General features: G+C 66.8%; 25 protein-coding genes and 1 tRNA gene. 10 read left to right on the top strand and 16 right to left on the bottom strand.

Features of this window, described 5'->3' with window-relative positions; translation table 11 throughout:
* Nucleotides 1-29: 29 nt before the first annotated feature.
* The 7 genes from BHE75_RS09635 (at nt 30) to BHE75_RS09605 (ending at nt 6,917) form a co-directional block, all read left to right on the top strand.
* The gene (locus BHE75_RS09635; protein WP_070933734.1) at nt 30-1,427 is read left to right on the top strand and encodes a protein adenylyltransferase SelO family protein; all 1,398 of its coding nucleotides are present in this window, start codon (nt 30-32) and stop codon (nt 1,425-1,427) included.
* A gap of 102 nt (nt 1,428-1,529) precedes the next feature.
* Complete coding sequence (gene astD / locus BHE75_RS09630) at nt 1,530-2,942, top strand: succinylglutamate-semialdehyde dehydrogenase (RefSeq protein ID WP_070933733.1); 1,413 nt, start codon at nt 1,530-1,532, stop codon at nt 2,940-2,942.
* An 84-nt stretch (nt 2,943-3,026) separates the two neighbouring features.
* The gene (gene cobA / locus BHE75_RS09625; protein ID WP_015460333.1) at nt 3,027-3,815 is read left to right on the top strand and encodes a uroporphyrinogen-III C-methyltransferase; all 789 of its coding nucleotides are present in this window, start codon (nt 3,027-3,029) and stop codon (nt 3,813-3,815) included.
* A complete protein-coding gene (locus tag BHE75_RS09620) occupies nt 3,812-4,108 on the top strand; it encodes a DUF2849 domain-containing protein (protein ID WP_070933732.1) in 297 nt (98 codons plus the stop codon). Before cobA ends, BHE75_RS09620 begins: the two co-directional genes overlap by 4 nt.
* Complete coding sequence (locus BHE75_RS09615) at nt 4,108-5,742, top strand: nitrite/sulfite reductase (RefSeq protein WP_070933731.1); 1,635 nt, start codon at nt 4,108-4,110, stop codon at nt 5,740-5,742. The genes BHE75_RS09620 and BHE75_RS09615 overlap by 1 nt, the downstream gene beginning before the upstream one ends.
* A complete protein-coding gene (locus tag BHE75_RS09610; protein ID WP_015460330.1) occupies nt 5,735-6,160 on the top strand; it encodes a DUF934 domain-containing protein in 426 nt (141 codons plus the stop codon). The genes BHE75_RS09615 and BHE75_RS09610 overlap by 8 nt, the downstream gene beginning before the upstream one ends.
* Complete coding sequence (locus tag BHE75_RS09605; protein WP_070933730.1) at nt 6,153-6,917, top strand: phosphoadenylyl-sulfate reductase; 765 nt, start codon at nt 6,153-6,155, stop codon at nt 6,915-6,917. The genes BHE75_RS09610 and BHE75_RS09605 overlap by 8 nt, the downstream gene beginning before the upstream one ends.
* 143 nt (nt 6,918-7,060) lie before the next feature.
* On the opposite strand, the gene BHE75_RS09600 is transcribed toward BHE75_RS09605, so the two are convergent.
* The 7 genes from BHE75_RS09600 to BHE75_RS09570 form a co-directional block, all read right to left on the bottom strand.
* Nucleotides 7,061-7,534, bottom strand: coding sequence for a nuclear transport factor 2 family protein (locus BHE75_RS09600; protein WP_070933729.1), 474 nt, complete (start codon nt 7,532-7,534; stop codon nt 7,061-7,063).
* Nucleotides 7,531-8,613 carry a DUF1214 domain-containing protein gene (locus BHE75_RS09595; RefSeq protein WP_070933728.1) on the bottom strand — a complete coding sequence of 361 codons (1,083 nt, stop codon included), beginning with the start codon at nt 8,611-8,613 and terminating at the stop codon, nt 7,531-7,533. The genes BHE75_RS09600 and BHE75_RS09595 overlap by 4 nt, the downstream gene beginning before the upstream one ends.
* Nucleotides 8,614-8,747: 134 nt before the next feature.
* Nucleotides 8,748-9,527 carry an SDR family oxidoreductase gene (locus BHE75_RS09590; protein ID WP_070933727.1) on the bottom strand — a complete coding sequence of 260 codons (780 nt, stop codon included), beginning with the start codon at nt 9,525-9,527 and terminating at the stop codon, nt 8,748-8,750.
* Nucleotides 9,517-10,773, bottom strand: coding sequence for an NADH:flavin oxidoreductase (locus BHE75_RS09585; RefSeq protein WP_015460325.1), 1,257 nt, complete (start codon nt 10,771-10,773; stop codon nt 9,517-9,519). The genes BHE75_RS09590 and BHE75_RS09585 overlap by 11 nt, the downstream gene beginning before the upstream one ends.
* A gap of 12 nt (nt 10,774-10,785) precedes the next feature.
* Nucleotides 10,786-11,544 carry an SDR family NAD(P)-dependent oxidoreductase gene (locus BHE75_RS09580; protein WP_070933726.1) on the bottom strand — a complete coding sequence of 253 codons (759 nt, stop codon included), beginning with the start codon at nt 11,542-11,544 and terminating at the stop codon, nt 10,786-10,788.
* Complete coding sequence (locus BHE75_RS09575; protein WP_070933725.1) at nt 11,541-12,329, bottom strand: SDR family NAD(P)-dependent oxidoreductase; 789 nt, start codon at nt 12,327-12,329, stop codon at nt 11,541-11,543. Before BHE75_RS09575 ends, BHE75_RS09580 begins: the two co-directional genes overlap by 4 nt.
* Nucleotides 12,330-12,493: 164 nt before the next feature.
* Nucleotides 12,494-13,426: an alpha/beta hydrolase gene (locus tag BHE75_RS09570; RefSeq protein WP_015460322.1), complete on the bottom strand. Its 933-nt coding sequence runs from the start codon at nt 13,424-13,426 to the stop codon at nt 12,494-12,496.
* A 117-nt stretch (nt 13,427-13,543) separates the two neighbouring features.
* On the opposite strand from BHE75_RS09570, the gene BHE75_RS09565 reads away from it, so the two are divergent.
* The 3 genes from BHE75_RS09565 to BHE75_RS09555 all read left to right on the top strand — a co-directional run bounded on the left by BHE75_RS09565 (nt 13,544) and on the right by BHE75_RS09555 (nt 16,299).
* Nucleotides 13,544-14,689, top strand: coding sequence for a helix-turn-helix transcriptional regulator (locus BHE75_RS09565; protein WP_084653061.1), 1,146 nt, complete (start codon nt 13,544-13,546; stop codon nt 14,687-14,689).
* An 84-nt stretch (nt 14,690-14,773) separates the two neighbouring features.
* Nucleotides 14,774-14,849 (top strand) — tRNA-Lys (locus BHE75_RS09560).
* A gap of 157 nt (nt 14,850-15,006) precedes the next feature.
* Entirely contained in the window at nt 15,007-16,299 is a 1,293-nt protein-coding gene (locus BHE75_RS09555; protein WP_070933723.1) for a tyrosine-type recombinase/integrase, read from the top strand.
* Here BHE75_RS09555 and BHE75_RS09550 read toward each other — a convergent pair whose 3' ends face one another.
* The 9 genes from BHE75_RS09550 to BHE75_RS24430 all read right to left on the bottom strand — a co-directional run.
* Nucleotides 16,300-16,494 (bottom strand): helix-turn-helix transcriptional regulator, encoded by a 195-nt coding sequence (locus tag BHE75_RS09550; protein WP_368073072.1) that lies wholly within the window; start codon nt 16,492-16,494, stop codon nt 16,300-16,302.
* Nucleotides 16,494-16,745: a hypothetical protein gene (locus tag BHE75_RS09545; RefSeq protein WP_070933721.1), complete on the bottom strand. Its 252-nt coding sequence runs from the start codon at nt 16,743-16,745 to the stop codon at nt 16,494-16,496. Before BHE75_RS09545 ends, BHE75_RS09550 begins: the two co-directional genes overlap by 1 nt.
* Nucleotides 16,746-16,870: 125 nt before the next feature.
* Complete coding sequence (locus BHE75_RS09540) at nt 16,871-17,080, bottom strand: hypothetical protein (RefSeq protein WP_070933720.1); 210 nt, start codon at nt 17,078-17,080, stop codon at nt 16,871-16,873.
* A complete protein-coding gene (locus BHE75_RS09535; RefSeq protein ID WP_070933719.1) occupies nt 17,080-17,790 on the bottom strand; it encodes a Lar family restriction alleviation protein in 711 nt (236 codons plus the stop codon). The genes BHE75_RS09540 and BHE75_RS09535 overlap by 1 nt, the downstream gene beginning before the upstream one ends.
* A complete protein-coding gene (locus BHE75_RS09530) occupies nt 17,790-18,002 on the bottom strand; it encodes a hypothetical protein (RefSeq protein ID WP_202192025.1) in 213 nt (70 codons plus the stop codon). Before BHE75_RS09530 ends, BHE75_RS09535 begins: the two co-directional genes overlap by 1 nt.
* A gap of 28 nt (nt 18,003-18,030) precedes the next feature.
* Nucleotides 18,031-18,261, bottom strand: coding sequence for an Acb2/Tad1 domain-containing protein (locus BHE75_RS09525; RefSeq protein ID WP_070933717.1), 231 nt, complete (start codon nt 18,259-18,261; stop codon nt 18,031-18,033).
* Nucleotides 18,251-18,565, bottom strand: coding sequence for a hypothetical protein (locus BHE75_RS24030; protein ID WP_139181691.1), 315 nt, complete (start codon nt 18,563-18,565; stop codon nt 18,251-18,253). Before BHE75_RS24030 ends, BHE75_RS09525 begins: the two co-directional genes overlap by 11 nt.
* A complete protein-coding gene (locus BHE75_RS09520) occupies nt 18,562-18,939 on the bottom strand; it encodes a hypothetical protein (RefSeq protein ID WP_139181690.1) in 378 nt (125 codons plus the stop codon). Before BHE75_RS09520 ends, BHE75_RS24030 begins: the two co-directional genes overlap by 4 nt.
* A 56-nt stretch (nt 18,940-18,995) precedes the next feature.
* Nucleotides 18,996-19,213 (bottom strand): hypothetical protein (locus BHE75_RS24430; protein ID WP_191225174.1); only part of this gene is annotated, 218 nt, incomplete at its 5' end.

The following is a 19,213-nucleotide window of genomic DNA, read 5'->3' as shown; positions in this document are numbered from 1 at the left end:
CTCCCGATGTGCCGCCCCCATATCGCTGCATGACGAAGCGCCCGCAAGCAGCCCCCTATCGCCCCGATCCCGCAATTCTCGGGCTCGGCCCGGATTTCTACGATCCCGTCGCGCCGGCGGCGTTTCCTGCGGCGAAGCTGCGCTTCCGCAACGATCGCTGGGCCGCCGCCGTGGGCCTCGATACGCTGGACGATGCCGGCTGGATCGAACATTTCGCCCGCTTCCGCCCACTGGCCGATAACCTGCCGGAACCGCTGGCGCTGCGCTATCACGGCCATCAGTTCCGCGTTTACAACCCCAATATCGGCGACGGCCGCGGCTTCCTGTTCGCCCAGCTCCGCGATCGCGACGGCCGGCTGCTCGATCTCGGCACCAAGGGATCGGGGCAGACGCCCTACAGCCGCTTCGGCGACGGCCGCCTCACGCTCAAGGGCGGCGTGCGCGAGGTGCTGGCGACGGAGATGCTGGAGGCGCTGGGCGTCAACACCTCCAAAAGCTTCTCGCTCATCGAAACCGGCGAGGCGCTGGACCGGCATGACGAACCTTCGCCCACCCGCTCCTCCGTCCTCGTCCGCCTCAGCCACGGCCATATCCGCATCGGCAGCTTCCAGCGCCTCGCTTATCTGGGCGATGGCGATGCGATCCGCCGTCTCGTCGATTATTCGCTCCGCGCGCTTTATGGCGAGGAACCGGGCGAACGGCCGGAAATCCGCCTGCTCACCCTCGTCGTCGATCGCACCGCCCGGCTCACGGCCTCCTACATGGCGGCGGGCTTCGTCCATGGCGTGCTCAACAGCGACAATATCGCCATCACCGCCGAAAGCTTCGATTACGGCCCCTGGCGCTTCACCCCGCGCTGGGAACCGGGCTTCACCGCCGCTTATTTCGACGATAACGGCCTCTACGCCTTCGGCCGGCAGGCGCAGGCGATCCATTGGGATGTCGTCCAGCTCGCCACGGCGCTCCGCGCCATCGCCGAGGCGGAAGACCTGATCCCCCCGCTGGAGGCTTTCCCCGCCCTTTACGAGGCCGCCTTCCGCGACGCCGTCTTCGCCCGCCTCGGCATCGCGCCCCTCGATGAGGAACGCGACCTCGCCTTGCTCCAGGCCATGGAAAACGGCCTGATGGCCACCGGCGTGGAGATCGATCGCTTCTTCTTCGATTGGCGCGGCGGCGCTCGGCGCGGCCCTTCGCCCGCCGACGAGGCCTATCGCCAGGCCGGTTTCGCCCAATTCGCCGCCCTGCTTCCGAACTTCCGCAAGGTCGCCGAGACCCGCCACCGCTACTGGTCCGATATCGCGCCCTGCTCCATGCATATCGACGAGGTGGAGGCGATCTGGTCCCGCATCGCCGACGATGACGACTGGGCGCATTTCCACGCCAAGATCGGCGCGATCCGCCGCATGGGGGATGCGATGGCCGGCTAGCCGGGGGCACTGGCCCGAGTTGCGAAAAATCGCCATACCGGCCAAGATGGCCGCCATCATCCCGGCCGCAGCGCCGCCTCCATTTCCAGGATTTCCCTTTCCATGTCCGTTACCGAGATCATCTCCACCGAACCCGCCACCGGCGCGGAATTGTGGCGCGGCCAGATCGGCGATGCCGCCCGCGAGGTGGCGATCGCGCGGGACAGCTGGGCCGCGTGGGCCGCGCAGCCGCTGGCCGTGCGCGTGGAAACGCTGCGCCGCTTCGCCAATGTCGTGCGCGGCCGGCTGGAAGCCTTCGCCGATCTCATAGCGCGCGAAACCGGCAAGCCGCTGTGGGAGGCGCGGACCGAGGTCGAAAGCGTCATCAACAAGGTCGATATCTCGATCACGGCCTATTCGGATCGCACCGCCCAGCGCAGGTTCGAAGGCGCGCTGGGCGCCAAGAGCGCCGTCCGCCACAAGCCGCACGGGGTGCTCGCGGTGCTCGGGCCGTTCAACTTCCCGGCGCACCTGCCCAACGGCCACATCGTTCCCGCGCTGATCGCCGGCAATGCCGTGGTCTTCAAGCCGTCGGAAAAGACGCCCGCCTCCGGCGCCTTCCTCGTCGAATGCTTCCATGCCGCCGGCGTGCCCGAAGGCGTCGTCCGCCTGCTGATCGGCGGGCCGGATGAAGGCCGCGCGCTCGCATCCGATCCCGGCATCGATGGCCTGCTCTTCACCGGCTCCGCCCGCGCCGGCCAAGCCCTCCACCGCCAATTCGGCGATATGCCGCAGAAGATTCTCGCGCTGGAGCTCGGCGGCAACAACCCGCTGGTCGTCTGGGACACGCCCGACATCGCCTCGGCGGCGGTGATCGCCGTCCAGTCCGCCTACATGTCCGCCGGCCAGCGCTGCACCGCCGCCCGCCGCCTGATCGTGAAGGACGGCGCGCACGACGCGCTGGTGGAGGAGATCGGCCGCCTGATCGATCGCATCATCGTCGATCACCCCCATGCCGATCCGCAGCCGCTGATGGGCCCGGTGATCGATAATGCCACCGCCGATCAGGTGCAGGAACGCTTCCTCGATCTGATGCTGAAGGGTGGCCGCCCCATCAAGCAGATGGGCCGCCCCGATCCGGCGCTCCCATTCCTCACGCCCGCGCTGATCGACGTCACCGATATCGCGGCCCGCCCGGACGAGGAGATTTTCGGTCCTGTCCTCCAGCTCATCCGCGTCCCCGATTTCGAAGCCGCGCTGGCGGAGGCAAACAACACCCGCTTCGGCCTGTCCGCCTCGCTCGTCGCCGGCGATCCCGATCTCTACGATCGTTTCTGGGGCACGGTGCGCGCCGGCGTCATCAACTGGAACCGCCCCACCAACGGCGCCCCCTCCAACGCCCCCTTCGGCGGCGTCGGCCTGTCCGGCAACCACCGCCCCAGCGCCTATTACGCCGCCGATTACTGCGCCTACCCCGTCACCTCGTCCGAGGCGGACCAGCCCCGCGCCAGCATCGGCGTGGGTCTGCGGGAATAGCCGGGTGCGGGACAAGCTTTCCTAACCCCCGCAAAAGCATCCTTCGATTGCACGGTGCGGCGTTCGGGGCCATCTGCCGTGCCGATGTCATCGCTACTCGATCCCCACGCGCGCGGGCGCGTCATCCTTGTCGGTGCCGGCCCCGGCGATCCGGGGCTGCTGACACTGCGCGCGGTGGAAGCGCTGCGCCAGGCCGACGTCGTGGTGCATGACGGGCTGATCGACCCGCGCGTGCTGGATTTCGCGCCGGCCACGGCACAGCGCATCTCCGTCGCCAAGAGCCGCGCGCGCCACACCCTGCCGCAGGATGCGATCAACGCGCTCATCATCGCCCATGTGAAGACGGGCGCGATCGTCGTGCGCCTCAAGGGCGGCGACCCCTTCGTCTTCGGCCGTGGCGGCGAGGAGGTGGAGGCCGTCCGCGCCGCGGGCCTGCCGGTGGAGGTGATCCCCGGCGTATCCGCCGCGCTCGGCTGCGCCGCCGATGCGATGCTGCCGCTCACCCATCGCGACTGGTCGAGCGCGGTCAGCTTCGTCGCCGGCCAGTGCAAGGGGCTGACGGAGCAGGACTGGTCCGGCCTCGCCGGCCAGGGACGCACGCTCGTCATCTATATGGGCGTCGCCTGCGCCGGCCTGATCGCGGACAAGCTGATGGCCGATGGCGTGGCGCCGGACATGCCGGTCGCCGTGCTGGAACGCGGCACGCTGGAAGGCGCGCGCGCGCTCCGCACCCTGCTCGCCGATCTCGGCGGCATGGTGGAGCGCGAAAAGGTGGTCAGCCCCGCGATCATCGTGGTGGGCGAGGTGGTGTTGCTTTCGGATGCCGAAAACCGGCTCCAGGCGCTGGCGCAGCAGGCGGAGGCCATGTCTTGAGGATTTTGACGGGCAATGATCTGGCGACGGGGGACGTCGTCTGGTGGACGGGCAGCGACTGGTCCCGCCACGTCGCCGAAGCGGTCGATGTCGATAATCATGGCGAGGCGATCGGCGCGACGGAAGAAGCCGCCCGCCGCGTCAACGCGCCCTATGTGATCGATGCCGAGGCCACGCCGGAAGGCCCCCGCCCCGCCCATATCAAGGATCGCATCCGCGCGCTCGGCCCCACGGTCCGGCCCGATCTCTATATCAAGCCCGCCGATCCCGCGGCGGGAAGCTGGGTGATCTGATGTACAAGTACGATCAATATGATCAGGCGATCGTCGACGCCCGCGTCGATGAGTTCCGCGATCAGGTGCAGCGCCGCCTGGCGGGCGAGATCACCGAGGACCAGTTCAAGCCGCTGCGCCTGATGAACGGCCTCTACCTCCAACTCCACGCCTACATGCTGCGCGTGGCCATCCCCTATGGCACGCTCGACAGCCGCCAGATGCGGATGCTGGCCCATATCGCCCGCAAATATGACAAGGATTACGGGCACTTCACTACCCGCCAGAATATCCAGTATAATTGGATCAAGCTGGAGGACGCGCCCGATATCCTGGCCGATCTCGCCACGGTGGAGATGCACGCCATCCAGACCAGCGGCAATTGCATCCGCAACATCTCGTCGGACCAGTTCGCCGGCGCCGCCGCCGATGAGGTGACGGACCCGCGTCCCTGGGCCGAGCTGCTCCGCCAGTGGAGCACTTTCCACCCCGAATTCAGCTACCTGCCCCGCAAGTTCAAGATCGCGGTGATCGCGGTGGAGGAGGATCGCGCGGCGGTGAAGCTGCACGATATCGGCATCCAGATTCACCGCAATGCGGCGGGCGAGGTCGGCGCGCGCATCTTCGTGGGTGGCGGCATGGGCCGCACGCCGATGGTGGCGCCGGTGATCCGCGAGTTCGTGCCGATCGGCGACCTGCTGAGCTATGTCGAGGCGTGCCTGCGCGTCTACAATCGCTATGGCCGGCGCGACAATATCTACAAGGCCCGCATCAAGATCCTGGTGCATGAGATCGGCGCGGAGGAATATGCCCGCCAGGTCGAGGAGGAATGGGCGCATGTGAAGACGCTCGGCCTCGATCCCCCGCCGGGCGAGTTCGAACGCATCGCTGCCTTCTTCGCGCCGCCGGCCTTCGAAACCGGCCTTGCCGATACGGTCGATCGCTCCGATCCTGATTTCGCGCTCTGGCTCGACCAGAATGTGAAGGCGCACAAGCAGCCGGGCTATGCCATCGTCAATATCAGCCTGAAGCCGGTGGGCGGCATCCCCGGCGATGCCACGTCCGCGCAGATCGATCTGATGGCCGATCTCGCCGAACGCTACGGCCTCGATGAGCTGCGCGTCACCCATGCGCAGAACATCGTGCTGCCGCATGTGAAGAAGGCGGATCTCTACGCCGTCTGGCAGGCGCTGGATGCGGCGGGGCTGGCGTCCGCCAATCTCGATCTCATCAGCGATATCATCGCCTGCCCCGGCCTCGATTATTGCAGCCTCGCCAATGCGCGCTCGATCCCGGTCGCGCAGAAGATCGCCGAGCGCTTCGCCAGCCTCGATCGCCAGCGCGATCTGGGCGAGCTGAAGCTCAAGATATCCGGCTGCATCAACGCCTGCGGCCACCACCATGCCGGCCATATCGGCATATTGGGCGTCGATCGTAAGGGCGTGGAGAATTACCAGCTCCTCCTCGGCGGATCGGGCGCGGAGGATGCCAGCCTCGGCCGCATCACCGGCCCCGGCTTCAGCGAGGATGGCGTGGTCGATGCGGTCGAGCGCGCGGTCGAGAAATATCGCGAGCTGCGCGAGGATGGCGAACGCTTCCTCGATACCTATCGCCGCGTCGGCTTCGAACCGTTCAAGGAAGCGATCTATGGCTGATTTCCTGCGTTTCCGCGACGATGCCCCGCATGAGGAACCGGCCGTCACGCTGGATGCCTTTCTCGGCCAGTCCAACGCCACGGCCGTCCGTCTGGAATCGGATGAGGATGCGCGCAAGCTGATCCCCCAGCTCGGCCAGCTCGCGCTGATCGAGATCGCCTTTCCCAAGTTCCGCGACGGGCGCGGCTATTCGGCCGCCCGCATCCTGCGCGAGGCGGGCTATGCGGGCGAGCTGCGCGCGGCCGGCGACGTGCTGGTCGATCAGATCCCGCTCATGCGCCGCTGCGGGTTCGACAGCTTCGCGCCCGACGCCGCGATCGATCCGGATGCCCTCACCCGGGCGCTCGGCCGCTACGACCATGTCTATCAGAAGGCGGCGGATGGCCGCTCCCCGGTCTGGGCGCTCCGCCATGGCTGAGGCCGCGCGCAGCATCGATATGATCGACACCGCCCCGCCCTTCACGGCGGAGGATGCGGCGCGCCTCAACGCGCGCTTCGAAGGTGTGGATAGCGCCGATATGCTGCGCGAGCTGCTGACCGGCGAGCTGACCGGCCGCACGGCGGTGGTTTCCTCCTTCGGCGCGGAATCGGCGGTGCTGCTGCACCTCGTCGCCCAGGTCGATACCGAAACGCCGGTGATCTTCGTCAACACGCAGAAGATGTTCGGCGAGACGCTGGCCTATCGGGACGAGCTTTCCGAACGGCTCGGCTTCGTCGACCTGCGCGTCTTCCGCCCCGATCCCCGCATCCTCGCCGAACGGGACAAGACCGGCCTGCGCTGGTCCTACGATCCCGACGGCTGCTGCGGCATCCGCAAGGTGGAGCCGCTGCGCCGGGCGCTCGCGCCCTTTCAGGCGTGGATTTCGGGCCGCAAGGGCTTCCAGTCCGGCACCCGCACCGCGCTTCCCCGGTTCGAGATCGACGAGGGCCGGCTCAAGCTCAATCCGCTGGCCGATTGGCCGAAGGAACGGCTGGAAGCCTATTTCCACGAACATGATCTGCCTCGCCATCCGCTGGAGGCGCAGGGCTATCTCTCGATCGGCTGCGCGCCCTGCACCAGCGTGGTGAAGCCCGGCGAAGATCCCCGCGCCGGCCGCTGGCGCGGCTGGGACAAGGTGGAATGCGGCATCCACGGCGGCCGCACGCCCGGACCGGACGAAGAACCGGTATTCTGATATCTCCCTCCCCCCTTCAAAGGGGGGCAGAGGCGATGCGCGGGCGTGGCTCGCGGCGCGACGTTCCGGCGCCGGCCCGCAAAAAACCGGGCACCCACATGGGCGCCCGGCTCCTCGTTTCCGGCAATCCGTGATCGGGTGCCTTAGGCCCCCGGCAGCGGCACCCATTCGGCCTTCACGTCCTCCGCCAGCTTGCCCGTCACCACGGCGCGCTGGATCGCCCTGGAATAGCTGATCCGCCAGCCGTCCGCCGTCTTCACATATTTGTCGGCATAGAAGTTGGCGAGCAGGCGGAAGCTGCCCTCGCGCGGGTCATAGTTCACATAGCCCAGGTTCCAGCGCGCGCTGGCGGTGTCGCCGTCGATGTCGATCTCGCCATTATGGCCGTGATGCACGTCGGTGATCGGCGTGTTCACCGCCATCTGGGTGAAGATGCCGATCAGCCCGTCCACGTCGAACTCGCCCAGCGGCGGGAAATCGATCACGGCATCGGGCGTGAAGCAGCCGCGGATCTGATCCACATCCTTGGCATCGCACGCATTCAGGTAACGCGCCTTCAGCTTGCGGATCTCGCTTTCCGCTTCCAGGCGGGCAATGCGGGCTTCGAGGTCACTCATGGCAGCTTGATCACCTTCGTTGATGGAACGGGCTTGTCCTTGGCGTCGGTCCAGCGCCACAGCATCGTGCCGTGGCTGTGGCCGGCCGTGTCGATCCAGTTGCCGAATCCCGGATCGCGCGGCGCCACCACCAGCGTCACCGTGCCGTCGGGATTCAGCTTCGCGCTCGTATTGTTGTGGTGGATGCGGTGATACCGATAATCCAGCGATTCCATCCAGTAATTGTCGAGCTGGAAGTTCCACACCCGGCATTCGGGGATCGCCGTCTCGATCACCAGCGCCTCGTCCGGCCCCAATTCCCAGGCGCCGTGGAGATAATGGATCATGGGGTCGCCGCCGCCCTTGATGAACAGGCTCTGGTCGACGGTGTCGAGCTTGTTCATATGATCCTTGCGGAAGCCCTCGGTCCAGGCGGCAAAGGTTTTGGCCGTGCCCTCGACGAAGCCCGCCACCCGCTGCAGCGCCGCTTCCAGCCGCGCGGGCGTCATCGGCTCGGGCGTCGCCGGCCCGTCGACCGTCTCGATGCGGATGTCTACGCCCTTTTCCTTGCTCCGGTCGCCGAAGGTCTGGCGCACCAGGATCATGCTGGTGTCGTCGGCCATCGGCAGCCAGTTGCCGCTCGCCGGCTTTGTCTTGGAGACGATCAGCTCGAAGCTGCCGTCGGGGCCGATCTCCATCTCCTCGACGTCCAGCTCGCCGGTCGAAGCCATCGTGCCGTCAATGGCATAGCGGTTGGCCTTCGATCCGAATGTGAGGATCGGCACGGTGCCGCGATTGCCGCTGATGCGATAGGTGCGGTCGCCCGTAACGGTCGCGTTCAGATAATGATTGTCGGGATTGTCAGCGCCGATCTTCCCGGTCTGGTGGCTCGCCTGGTAGAAAGCGGGGAAATCCGGGTCGGCGAACTCCAGGTTCATCTCCAGCGCGATGCGCAGCAGGCGGGTGAGGTAGCGATAGCCCTCCGCCCGGTCGATCGGCGTCGCGGCGGCATCCGCCGCCAGCACCACATCGCCGGCCTTTTCCAGCTTGCGGCAGAAGTCCCGCCAGGCCTCGCCCGACATGACCTTGTCCTCGCTCATCACACTTTACTCCGATATTCCTGCCATCAAGGCGCCGCGCCTACCGGCGCATGGCCGGGGGCGTGCGGGCGCCACATCCTGCATGTGCGCCCCGCAGCCGCGACAGCCTAGCCCGCGAAGATGCCCTGTTGCGCTCAAGGCGCCATATATTGGCCGCCGTTGACGTCGAGCACCGCGCCGGTGACGACGCGGGCATAATCCGAAAGGAAGAACAGCACCGCCTTGGCGCAATCATCCTCGGGCGGGATGATGTCCAGCGGGATGCGGCCGGCGATCTCGGCGGTGATCTGGTCGCGATCGCCGCCGGCGGCCACGGCCCGGTCGATATAGTCATAGACCGGCTTGCCGCCGATCCAGCCCATGCGGGTATGGTTCACCCGCACGCCATATTTGCCGAAGTCGTTGGCCATGTGGCGGCTCAGCACGTTGAGGCCGCCCTTGCCGGTGGCATAGCCGCCCTCGCCGGTGAACGGGTTCACCGTCGACATGGTCGAAACGTTGATGATCGCGCCGTCATGCTTGGCCTTGAAGGTCGGGATCACCGCCTGCGCCATGCGCATCGCGCCCAGGCAGTTCACATCGAACACGCGGGCGTAATCCTCGGGGTCCGCCTCGTCCACGGGCAGCCAGGCGCCGTGGATATAGGCGGTGTTGACGAGGCCATCGATCGTGCCGAAGGCGTCGATCGTGGCCTGGGCCATCGCCTCGCACGCGGCCGCGCTGGAAATGTCGGTCGGCACCGCGATAGCCTGCCCGCCCTTGGCCTTGATGTCGGCGGCGACCTCCTCGATCAGGTCCTTGCTCCGCGCGCCCAGCGCCACCCTGGCGCCTTCGGCGGCGGCGATCCGGGCCAGCGCCTGGCCCATGCCGGGGCCGACGCCGCTGACGATGACGACCTTGTCCTTAAGCAGCATGGCGTGTTTCCTCCCCCGCATATATCTGATTCAACGCCGCATCGATGGCGTTGCCGGTTTCCGGGCAATAGGTGCCCGACGGGCCGTACATCACCGCCACGCAGCGATTGCATGCGGTGCAGCCCGATTTGTCGCGCGTGCCGGCCTTCCATTGGGCCACCAGCGTCGGATCGTGGATCAGCGCGCGGGCGACGGCGACGGCGTCGAAGCCCTCGTCCAGCGCCGCCCTGGCCGATGTCAGCGATTGCACGCCGCCCAGATAGCTGAGCTTCACCTTGCGATCGGGGCCGAGCGCCGCCTTCAGCGTCAGCGCATCCTCCATCAGGTAATTCTCATGGAAGGGCGGCATCTTGGGCGTGCTGCGCTTCAATATGGCGAATTGCAGCTTGGCCAGCAGGCTCTTCTGCATGCCGGCCATCTCGTCATAAGGCAGCGGGCTGCCGAACATCTTCCAGGTGGATTCGATGTTCCGGCCGGCGGAAAGCACCAGCATGTCGGCGCCCGCCGCCTCCAGCGCCTTCGCCGTCACGATGGTATCCTGGATCGTGGCGCCCTTGGGCACGCCATCCACCAGGTTGATCTTGGCGAGCACGGCCAGCCGGCCACCCACGGCGGCCTTCACCGCCGCCAATACCTCGGCGGGGAAGCGCACGCGGTTCTCGGCCGATCCCCCATATTCGTCGCGGCGGAAGTTGCTGAGCGGCGAGATATACTGGTTCAGCAGATAGCCGTGGCCCATGTGCAGCTCGACCGCGTCGAACCCCGCCTGCTCGGCGCGCAGTGCGGCAGTGGCGAACTCGTCGCGCACCATGTCCATGTCGGCGCGCGTCATTGCCCGCTGGAAGGGGCGGCCCATCATCACGCCCATCTTGTCGATCCCGCCGGAGGACGACATGCAGCGCGAGGTGGACAGATCCTTGATCTGGCAGAAGCTGCCGCCATGGGTGATCTGCGCGGAAGCCTTGCCGCCCGCCGCGTGGATCGCATCGGTGATCGCGCGATAATGCGGCACGCTCTCGTCGCTCAGCGTCCCCTGCCCCGGCAGCGTCCGCCCGTCCTTGGACACCGCGATATAGGCCAGCGTCGTCAGCGCCACCTCATTCTCGGCATAGGCGCGGTGGAATTCCAGCAACGCCTTGGTCGGGTTCATATTCTTGTTCTTCGTCTCGTTCGCGCCGGAACGGATGAAGCGGTTCTTGATCGTGATCGGTCCGATCTGGACGGGCGAGAAGGGGTCGGCGGCCATGGTCACATCACCTCAGTCGAAATTGGCCTGTCCGCCGTCGAGCGGGATGGTCGCCCCGGTCAGATAGCGGAAGCTCGGCCCGCACAGCGCCGCCACCGCCTCGCCGATATCCTCCTCGCAACGGCCGATGCGGCGCAGCGGGATGGTCTTGAAGAAGGCGGCCGCCTCCTCGGGCCGGCTTTCGATCCAGCCCTTCAGCGCGGGGCTGTCGGCATGGGGGGCGATCGTCAGCACGCGGATGCCGTCCGGTCCCCATTCCGCCGCCGCCGCGCGGCTCAGCGAACGGATGCCCTGCTTGATGGCGGCATAGGTGCCGTATCCCGCCATGTCCCAGCGCACCGTGGCGGAAGAGGTGAGGTTGATGATCACCCCGCCGCCCCGCTTCGCCATCAGCGGCTGGCAAGCCTTCATGAAGCGCATCGTCGCCAGGGGGCCGCTGTCGAAGCCCGCCTGGAACTGTTCGTCGGTCACATCCAGCAAGGTGCCCAGCGGCACTTCCTGGGCATTGTTGACGAGGATGTCGACGCCGCCGAAGGCATCCACCACCTTGGCGACCATATCCTCGATCGCGGCGCCATCCTTGATGTCGATGGCGAAGGCGCGGGCGCCGTTGCCGCATTCGGCGGCCACGGCTTCCAGCTTGTCGAGCGTGCGGCCGCCCAGCGCCACCGTCGCGCCGCGCCGGGCGAGCGACAGGGCGATGCCCCGCCCCACGCCCTGGCCACCGCCGGTGACGATGGCGACCTGGCCCTTCAGCTCGCCGTCGCTCACGCGCCCAGCCCCGCCGGCGCGCCCGGCAGCACCGGCTGGAAATAGCCGGAGGACCAGCCGCCATCCACGGCATATTCGGCCCCGGTGACGTAGCTCGCCTCGTCGCTGACGACGAAGGCGGTCACGCGCGCCACTTCCTCGGGCGCGGCGATGCGCTGCAGCGGCATCCGTTCCATGCCCTCATTCTCGGCGCCGCCGCTCTTGCCGCTTGGATTGCCCATCTCGGTGTTGATCGCGCCGGGATGGACGGAATTGACGCGCACGCCGCGCGGGCCAAGCTCATAGGCCAGGCTCTTGGAAAGCCCGCGCACCGCCCATTTCGACGCGGTGTAGACGGTCAGGCCGTTGCAGCCGCGCAGGCCATCGACCGAGGAGATGTTGACGACGCAGGCATTGCCGCTTGCCGTCAGCGCCGGGGCGCAATGCTTCACGCCCAGGATCACGCCCTTCACGTTGATCCCCAGCACGCGATCGATATCGTCGGGGGAAACCTGCTCGATGGCGGTATAGTGGACGACGGCGGCGTTGTTCACCAGCGTCGTCAGCTTGCCGAAATTGTCGGCGGCGGCCTTCACGGCAGCCTTCCAATCGTCCTCGTTGCGGACGTCCAGCTTCACGAACACCGCCGCGTCGCCCAACTCGCTCGCCAGCGCCTCGCCCTTTTCGACCAGGATGTCGCCGATCACCACCTTGGCGCCGCGCTCCACGAAAAGCCGTGCCGTCGCAGCACCCATGCCCTGCGATCCGCCGGTGACGATCGCCACCTTGCCCTCAAGCCTGCCCATGCCCTCTCCATGATATGCCGGCCGGGATCGGCCCCGGCTCTTGGGACCGATCCTTCCCGTCACGCACGGGCCTGTCAAGCGGGATGCGCGCGCAAAACCCGGCGAACGATCCGCAAAATGGCCCGTGGGATCACATCGATGTCGCTATTGCGTAATCGCTTCCGTCAGGCCGGCACGGCTTCGGCCAGCGACCGGCGCAGGCCCTCGGCTCCCACGGCAAGGGCTTCGGCGGCGGCCGGCAGCACGCCGACCATGCTGACGAAGCCGTGGATCATGCCGTCGGCGCGGCGCAGCGTCACCGCGACGCCCGCTTCCTCCAGCTTCTCGGCATAGGCCTCGCCCTCGTCGCGCAGCGGATCATGCTCGGCGGTGATGATGGTGGCGGGCGCCAGCCCCTTCAGGCTCGCGGCGCGGATGGGCGCCGCCAGCGGATCGGGGTTCGCCACATTCTCCTCGCCCACATATTGCTCCCAGAACCAGCGCATCATCGGCCCGGTCAGGAAGAAGTCCGCGCCCGATTCGGTGTAGGAAGCATTGCCGAAATCGGTATCGATCACCGGGTAGAGCAGCAGCTGGTGGGCGATCGCCACGCCCCGGTCGCGCGCCAGCAGGGCCACGGCCGCCGCCAGATTGCCGCCCGCGCTGTCGCCGCACAGCGCGATCCGGCCGCCGTCCACGCCGTCCACCTGGCCCTCCGCCACGGCGGCGACGGCCGCGAAGCATGCCTCCAGCGGCTCGGGGAAGCGTGCTTCCGGCGCGCGCGGATAATCGACGGAAACCACCGCGACATGCGCGGCCTCGGCGATGGCGCGGGCCAGCGGGTCATGCGTCTCCAGATTGCCCAGCACCCAGCCGCCGCCGTGGAAGAAGACCACCACCGGCAGCACCCGCCCCGGCTCGGGGTGATAGAGCCGTGCCGCCACCTCGCGCCCGCCATGGCTCAGGCGGATGTCGCGCACCTCGGCGATGTCGGCCCTGGGCAGCGGGATCGGCTGGTCGTCGCCGGCGCGCGCATTGGCCACCGTGAAGGGCGGCGTGCACAGCGGCGACTGCTTCATCATCTCCAATATCTGCTGGGTCATCGGGTCCAGGGCCATTCCGCTCTCCTCTCGATCGTTCATTTCCGGTCGTTTTCGGCCGTCCCGCCGCCTATGGGGCGGGCACGGGTGAAACGCCGCTTGCCGTGGTGTCGCCACAGGATAGAACAGCCCATCATGCCCAACCCCATCCAAATGGACGACGCGGCCGAAACGCTGCTCCCGTCCGCGCTACTCGAAACGCTTTATGGCAGCCTGCTCGATCCCACGCCGTGGGAACGGTTTCTGCGCGCCTTCGCCGATCATCTCAACAGCTCCTTCGCCACATTGCTGCTGACCGTGCCAGGTGCCAGCACGCCGGGCATGTCCGTAACGCCCGGCGCCAATCCCCAGGTGGAGGAGGACTATCAATCCTTCTTCACCGCCGATCCCTTCATCGGCCTGCCGGAGGGCGAGGTCGTCCATTTCGCGGAGTTCGTCGATCCCGAAACCGATCGCAGCGCCGAATTCCTCAGCGCCTTCCTGGATGCCGTGGGCGGCAACCAGATCCTCGGCGTCGATTTGCGCGCCGCGTCCGGCTTCGAGGCCCGTTTCCGCGCCACGCGCGATCGCAGCCGCCCGGATTTCGACAGGACGGAGCGCGATGCCTTCCAGGCTCTCGTCCCCCATCTGCGCACCGCCGTCCGCCTCTATGAGCGCCTGGCGACGATCGGCACCGAACAGGGCGTGTTCCAGGGCGCGATCGATCAGATGGCGGTGGCCACGATCATCCTCGATCATGGCGGCCGCATCCTGAGGACGAACGCGCGCGCCGATGTGCTGCTGGCCCGCAACGACGGCCTTTCCCGCACCGGCGCGGGCAGCGGGCGCGATCGCCTGATCGTCGGCAGCCGAGACGACCAGAAGGCGCTCGATGCGCTGCTCCGCACGCTCGACAGCGAAAGCGATCCCCACGTCATCCCGCCGCTCCGCCTCAGGATCGAGCGGCCGTCCGGCGAGCGGGATCTCGCCGTCGTCGCCCAGCCGGTCGCCGGGCCGGCCTTCATGCGCGGCGGCGCCGCGGCGGCGCTGGCGCTGTTCGTCACCGAACCGGGCAGCCGCACCGGCCCCAGCCCGGAGGCGATCCGCGACCTTTTCCAGCTCACGCCGGCCGAGGCCCAGCTCGCCGCCGCGCTCGCCAACGGCGTCTCGCTGATCGACGCCGCCGATCGCCTCGGCGTCACCCACAACACCGTGCGCGGCCACCTGCGCGCCATCTTCGCCAAGACGGGCGTGCGCCGGCAATCCCAGCTCGTCCACCTGCTCAACGCCCGCCTTCCCTGAACCCCGCCGTCGCGGATAGCGGGGCGGGACAAGCATGGTTGACCACCTGCCCGCCCACGCTTAGGAGGCCGCAACGATCGGTGCGGGTCCGTAGCTCAGTCGGTAGAGCAAGCGACTTTTAATCGAGAGGTCCCGGGTTCGAGTCCCGGCGGACCCACCAAGATCGCTTATCTTGCCATGGCATCACCTCTCAAAACGCTATAGAGACGGCCGCGTGGATCAACATCCGGCTTATCAGCGCTTCTCACGGTGATGCCCCCAAGGGCGACAAATCTGGGGGCATTTTGGGGGCACTGGCCGTATCGTTTGGGGGCATCGTGGCACTGACCGATTCGCAGGTGCGCAAGGCGCAGCCGAGGGATAAGGATTACAAGCTCGCCGACAGCGGCGGCCTCTACCTCTTCGTCACCAAGCGCGGTTTCAAATCCTGGCGCTTCAAATATCGCTTCGGGCCGAAGGAGAAGCGGCTCGTTTTTGGCCCCTACCCGGAGATCTCGCTGGCCAAGGCTCGCGAGGCTCGCGACGACGCGCGCCGGCTGCTGCGCGAGCATCGCGACCCGGCCACCGAGGAGCGGAAAAAGAAAATCGCCGCGCTGGCATCAGCCGGGGCGACGTTCGAGGTCGTCGCCCGACGCTGGTATGCCGACCAGGTGCCGCGCTGGTCGAAGGTCCAGACGCGAAAGGTGATCCAGGCGTTCGAGCGCGACGTGTTTCCCGATATCGGCCTTCTTCCCCTGCCGGATATCAGCGGCCCGACCATCCTCCACCTGCTCCGCAAGATCGAGCATCGCGGCGCGATCGACACGGCCAAGCGCATCCGCCAGCACATATCGGCGGTCTTTCAGTATGGCATGGCCGAGGGCCTAGCGGAGGCGGATCCGGCCGCCGGCATCAAGAAGGCGCTGAAACCCCTCCCCCCGAACAAGCGCCTGCCAGCGGTGAAGAGCTTCGCAGAGGCCCGCGAGTTGCTGAAGGCGATGGACGCCAGCACGTCGGGGCTGCTGACGAAATGCGCCTCGCGCCTGCTGGCCTTGACCGCTGTTCGGCCGGGGGTTGTTCGGGCGGCGGAATGGCGCGAATTCGAGGGCATCGACTGGGATGACGACGGAAGCCCGGTCGTTGACCCGCTCTGGCGCATCCCCCCGGAGCGGATGAAGCTGGATATGGGAGACAAGGGGGAAGAATCGTTCGAGCATGTCGTCCCGCTGCCCCGGCAGGCCGTCGAGTTGCTCAGGGTCGTGCGCCAGCACACTGGCACATACGACTATCTGTTCACCAGCGTGCGATCGACGCGCGAGCCGATGTCGGAAAACACGATCTGCTACCTGTATGCGCGGAACGGCTATAGCGGCCGGCATGTTCCGCACGGCTGGCGCGCAACCTTTTCGACGGTGATGAACGAGCGCGCCGTGGAGCAGGATCGTGAGGGCGATCGGGCGATCATCGACGCGATGCTGGCGCACAAGCCGAAGGGCATTTCGGCATCGGAGATGGCCTATAATCGCGCGCTCCACTGGAAACGGCGGCGCGAGATCGCCAACGAATGGGCCGATCTGATCATGGAAGGGCTGGCGCCAGCGGCCCATCTTATGGGTGACGGCGGCCGCTAGTTAAGCTGCCGCCCGCCATCCCGTCGGATTTTCTATCCAACGATCGATATCGCTTTCATACCATCCCACGACATTCATGCTGATCTGGACCTTGGGCGGAAAAACGCCGGCCGCGACCTTCCGATAAATCGTCGCGGTCGACAGCCCAGTGCGCAGGCGAACCTCCGGCAGGCGGATAAGACGCTCCTTTGACATCACCGCCCCTCCATCAGATGCGCCCGGACAGCTAGGCCGAATGGGTTGTTCCAATACATGTCGGCTATTGAAGCGCCATGCGTGTAATCCCCAACCCCGAGCGCCTGGAGACTACGGGCAGTGCGATACCGGCTACCGGAAATGTCGATACCGCATCCCTCTCGGCCGGTGATATCGTCCGGCTCCGACGCCAGCACCAACCGACGCTGCGCCTCGGTCAGCCCCGCCGCGATCTTCGCGATGTCAGTCATTGCCGGGCTCCCAATGCTTGGCGCAGCGCTTGCATACATAAGATGGCCCGATCTGGCCCAGGGCAACGAACCTGGACAATCGCCAGTCATGAAATCCCGTCAGGCAGCGCATCCAGCCGACCAGGTTAGCCATTTCCGTTGTCCTTGAGATGCGCGCCGCGCTCGTTGGGCTGGGTCATGGGTGCCGCCACTTCGCATGGATCTTTCAGCTTCTCCCCGTTCTCGACCGCGCCCAGCCGGCACTTCTGGCAGACCGGGTCGGTGATGAGGATGCCCTCTTCGCGGACGTCGTGGGACGGGTGGATCTCGGAGGGCTTGATGGCAGGATAAGACATCACCGCCCTCCTGCCGCAGCGAGGGCGGCGCGGGCGCGGATGATCTCCTTACGGCCGTTTTCGATGCAACGGGCAGGCCAATCCGAATTGTCTCGGCCGAACGTGGCTTCCCGCTCCCAATATTCGAGAGCATGGACCGCATTCTTCAGAGCCTCGACCAGCTCGGCATGATCGATGGCGATGAGGGCGGCGCGGGTGTCTTCCCGAAACAGTTCCGCCACATCATCCCAGGGCTCCATACGGAAATTTACCGGATGACCTTTTGCGGCGGACAGCACTTTGTCCGTATGGTCCGACCGTTCCTTTTCGCAGGCGTAGAGCGCCCTCGCCACCCGCTCGACCACATCGTCATCCGGGCGGGGCTGGTCAGGGCAAATTGCACTTTTCGCAAATTGCTCAACGATAGCGGCGGTGATCTTCTCGGCGCTGTCGGCAACCGCAGCTTTGGTGACGCGATCGAGGGCGGCATCCAGGCGGATACCACTGTCGGTCCGAACTGGCGCGCCATCCAACTGGTGCACAGATTGCGCAGGTTGGGCGCGTGTGTTCCATGCGGCGATGGCTTCGGATTCGGTGTCCGCCCATAGGCAGGCATTACAAGCATGGCATTCCACGTTGCCCATGACGATACCGGCTTGCACATAGCCATGCGAAAGCTCGTCGCCGCCACAAAACGGGCACGGCAGCAGCCTCTCGGTCTCATTGGTCATCAGGCCCGGCCTCCTTCCTGATATCGACCTTCGGCCCGCGCGATCCACTCCTTCATCATGCTGATGGTGTCAGCGCGATCAGCGTTGCTGATGTAGTTGACCCGACCACCGTCGATCTGGCCGAACTCCGCGACCAGCAGAACGAATGCGATCTTGCGCGGACGGGCGTCTCCGTTGAACTGCTGGTCGAGCGCCCCGGCTATCGCGTTCATGTCGGCCCGATAGCGCGCCTGGATGGGGTCAGGCCGTGACATGCTTCACCGCCCACATGACCGCTTCCTCGATCTTGGTCTTCGCGATCGACAGTTCACGGCTGGAGCCGATGCCGTCGAGATATTCCCAGAAGGCGAGCCCGTCATCCTTAAGGCGCTGCATCTGCGCCTTTTCGGCATCCGACAGGACGCGATATCCATGACGCATCACATTGTTGATGGTGCGGGCATCGCTGGTGGAATCGATGTTATCGGTCATCTGACTGTCCTTTCAGGGAGAGGATGGCGGCGGCGATGTCGCGGCACGCCGAAATGTCGTCGCAGACTTCACCGGGCCGAGCGTCGGCGGGGTGTGGCATCCGCCATTGTTCGTGCCGATCGCGGGCTGCTTCGGCGGCCGCTTCCAGCGCCGCGATGCGGTGGCGGGCGAAGGCCTGGACGATATCCCGGCCATCATATTCGCCAGCCATGACGTTGCCGCGGATGGCCGATGACACCAGCGATGCCGCCGCCTCGCGATCAGCCTGCGTCACTGGCGCTCGGTCGGATGGCGCGCGCGTCATGCTGCGATCCTTCGATCGGTGATGGCATGACCGGAGAGGCTCCGTGCCCATGCGAGGATCTTGCGTCCGACGGCATCGTCGTGCCGCTGGGCAAAGCGCTCGACCCGGTGAACGGCGATCTCCAGCGCAACCTCGCGGCCGTCATGGAATCCGCCACTGTGCCGCTCGCACAGCCCGTAACCGAACCCAGAGCCGCTCGGCGTCATCGCCTCGGCGGATTGCAGCCAGCCCTCCGGCAGATGCAGGAGCCGGATGCGGGCGATCGGCATGCCCAGCCATCCTTTCCTTTCGTATGGCAGGATGAAGAACTCGGCGGCCTCGTCGGGATAGACGCCATGCGCGTTCGGCTGGCTTGCTACTGACGGCAATTGCATGTTGAGAAGATCCCCAGTTCATGGCCGGCGGGGCAGGCCGCCGGCCCGGAGCCGCTTCATGCGGCGACCAGATCCCTGAGCGCGACGTGGCGCGCCTGCAGATCGATCGTCGGGCCAAAGCCTTCGTGGGGGCCGATCAGGATGGCCTGGCGCAGCCCTTCCACGGCAACATCCCACGCCGCCCACGCCGCCCACGCCGCCCACGCCGCCCGCGCCGCCCGCGCCGCCCACGCCGCCTCCCGCGCCGCCGCCCGCGCCGCCAGCGCCGCCGCCC

Origin of the sequence: Edaphosphingomonas haloaromaticamans (assembly GCF_001853345.1) — a bacterium.
In the GTDB taxonomy this organism is placed as follows: domain Bacteria; phylum Pseudomonadota; class Alphaproteobacteria; order Sphingomonadales; family Sphingomonadaceae; genus Sphingomonas_E; species Sphingomonas_E fennica.
Note: the sequence above shows the minus strand (reverse complement) of the source record. Positions and strands in the feature narration are given on the sequence as shown.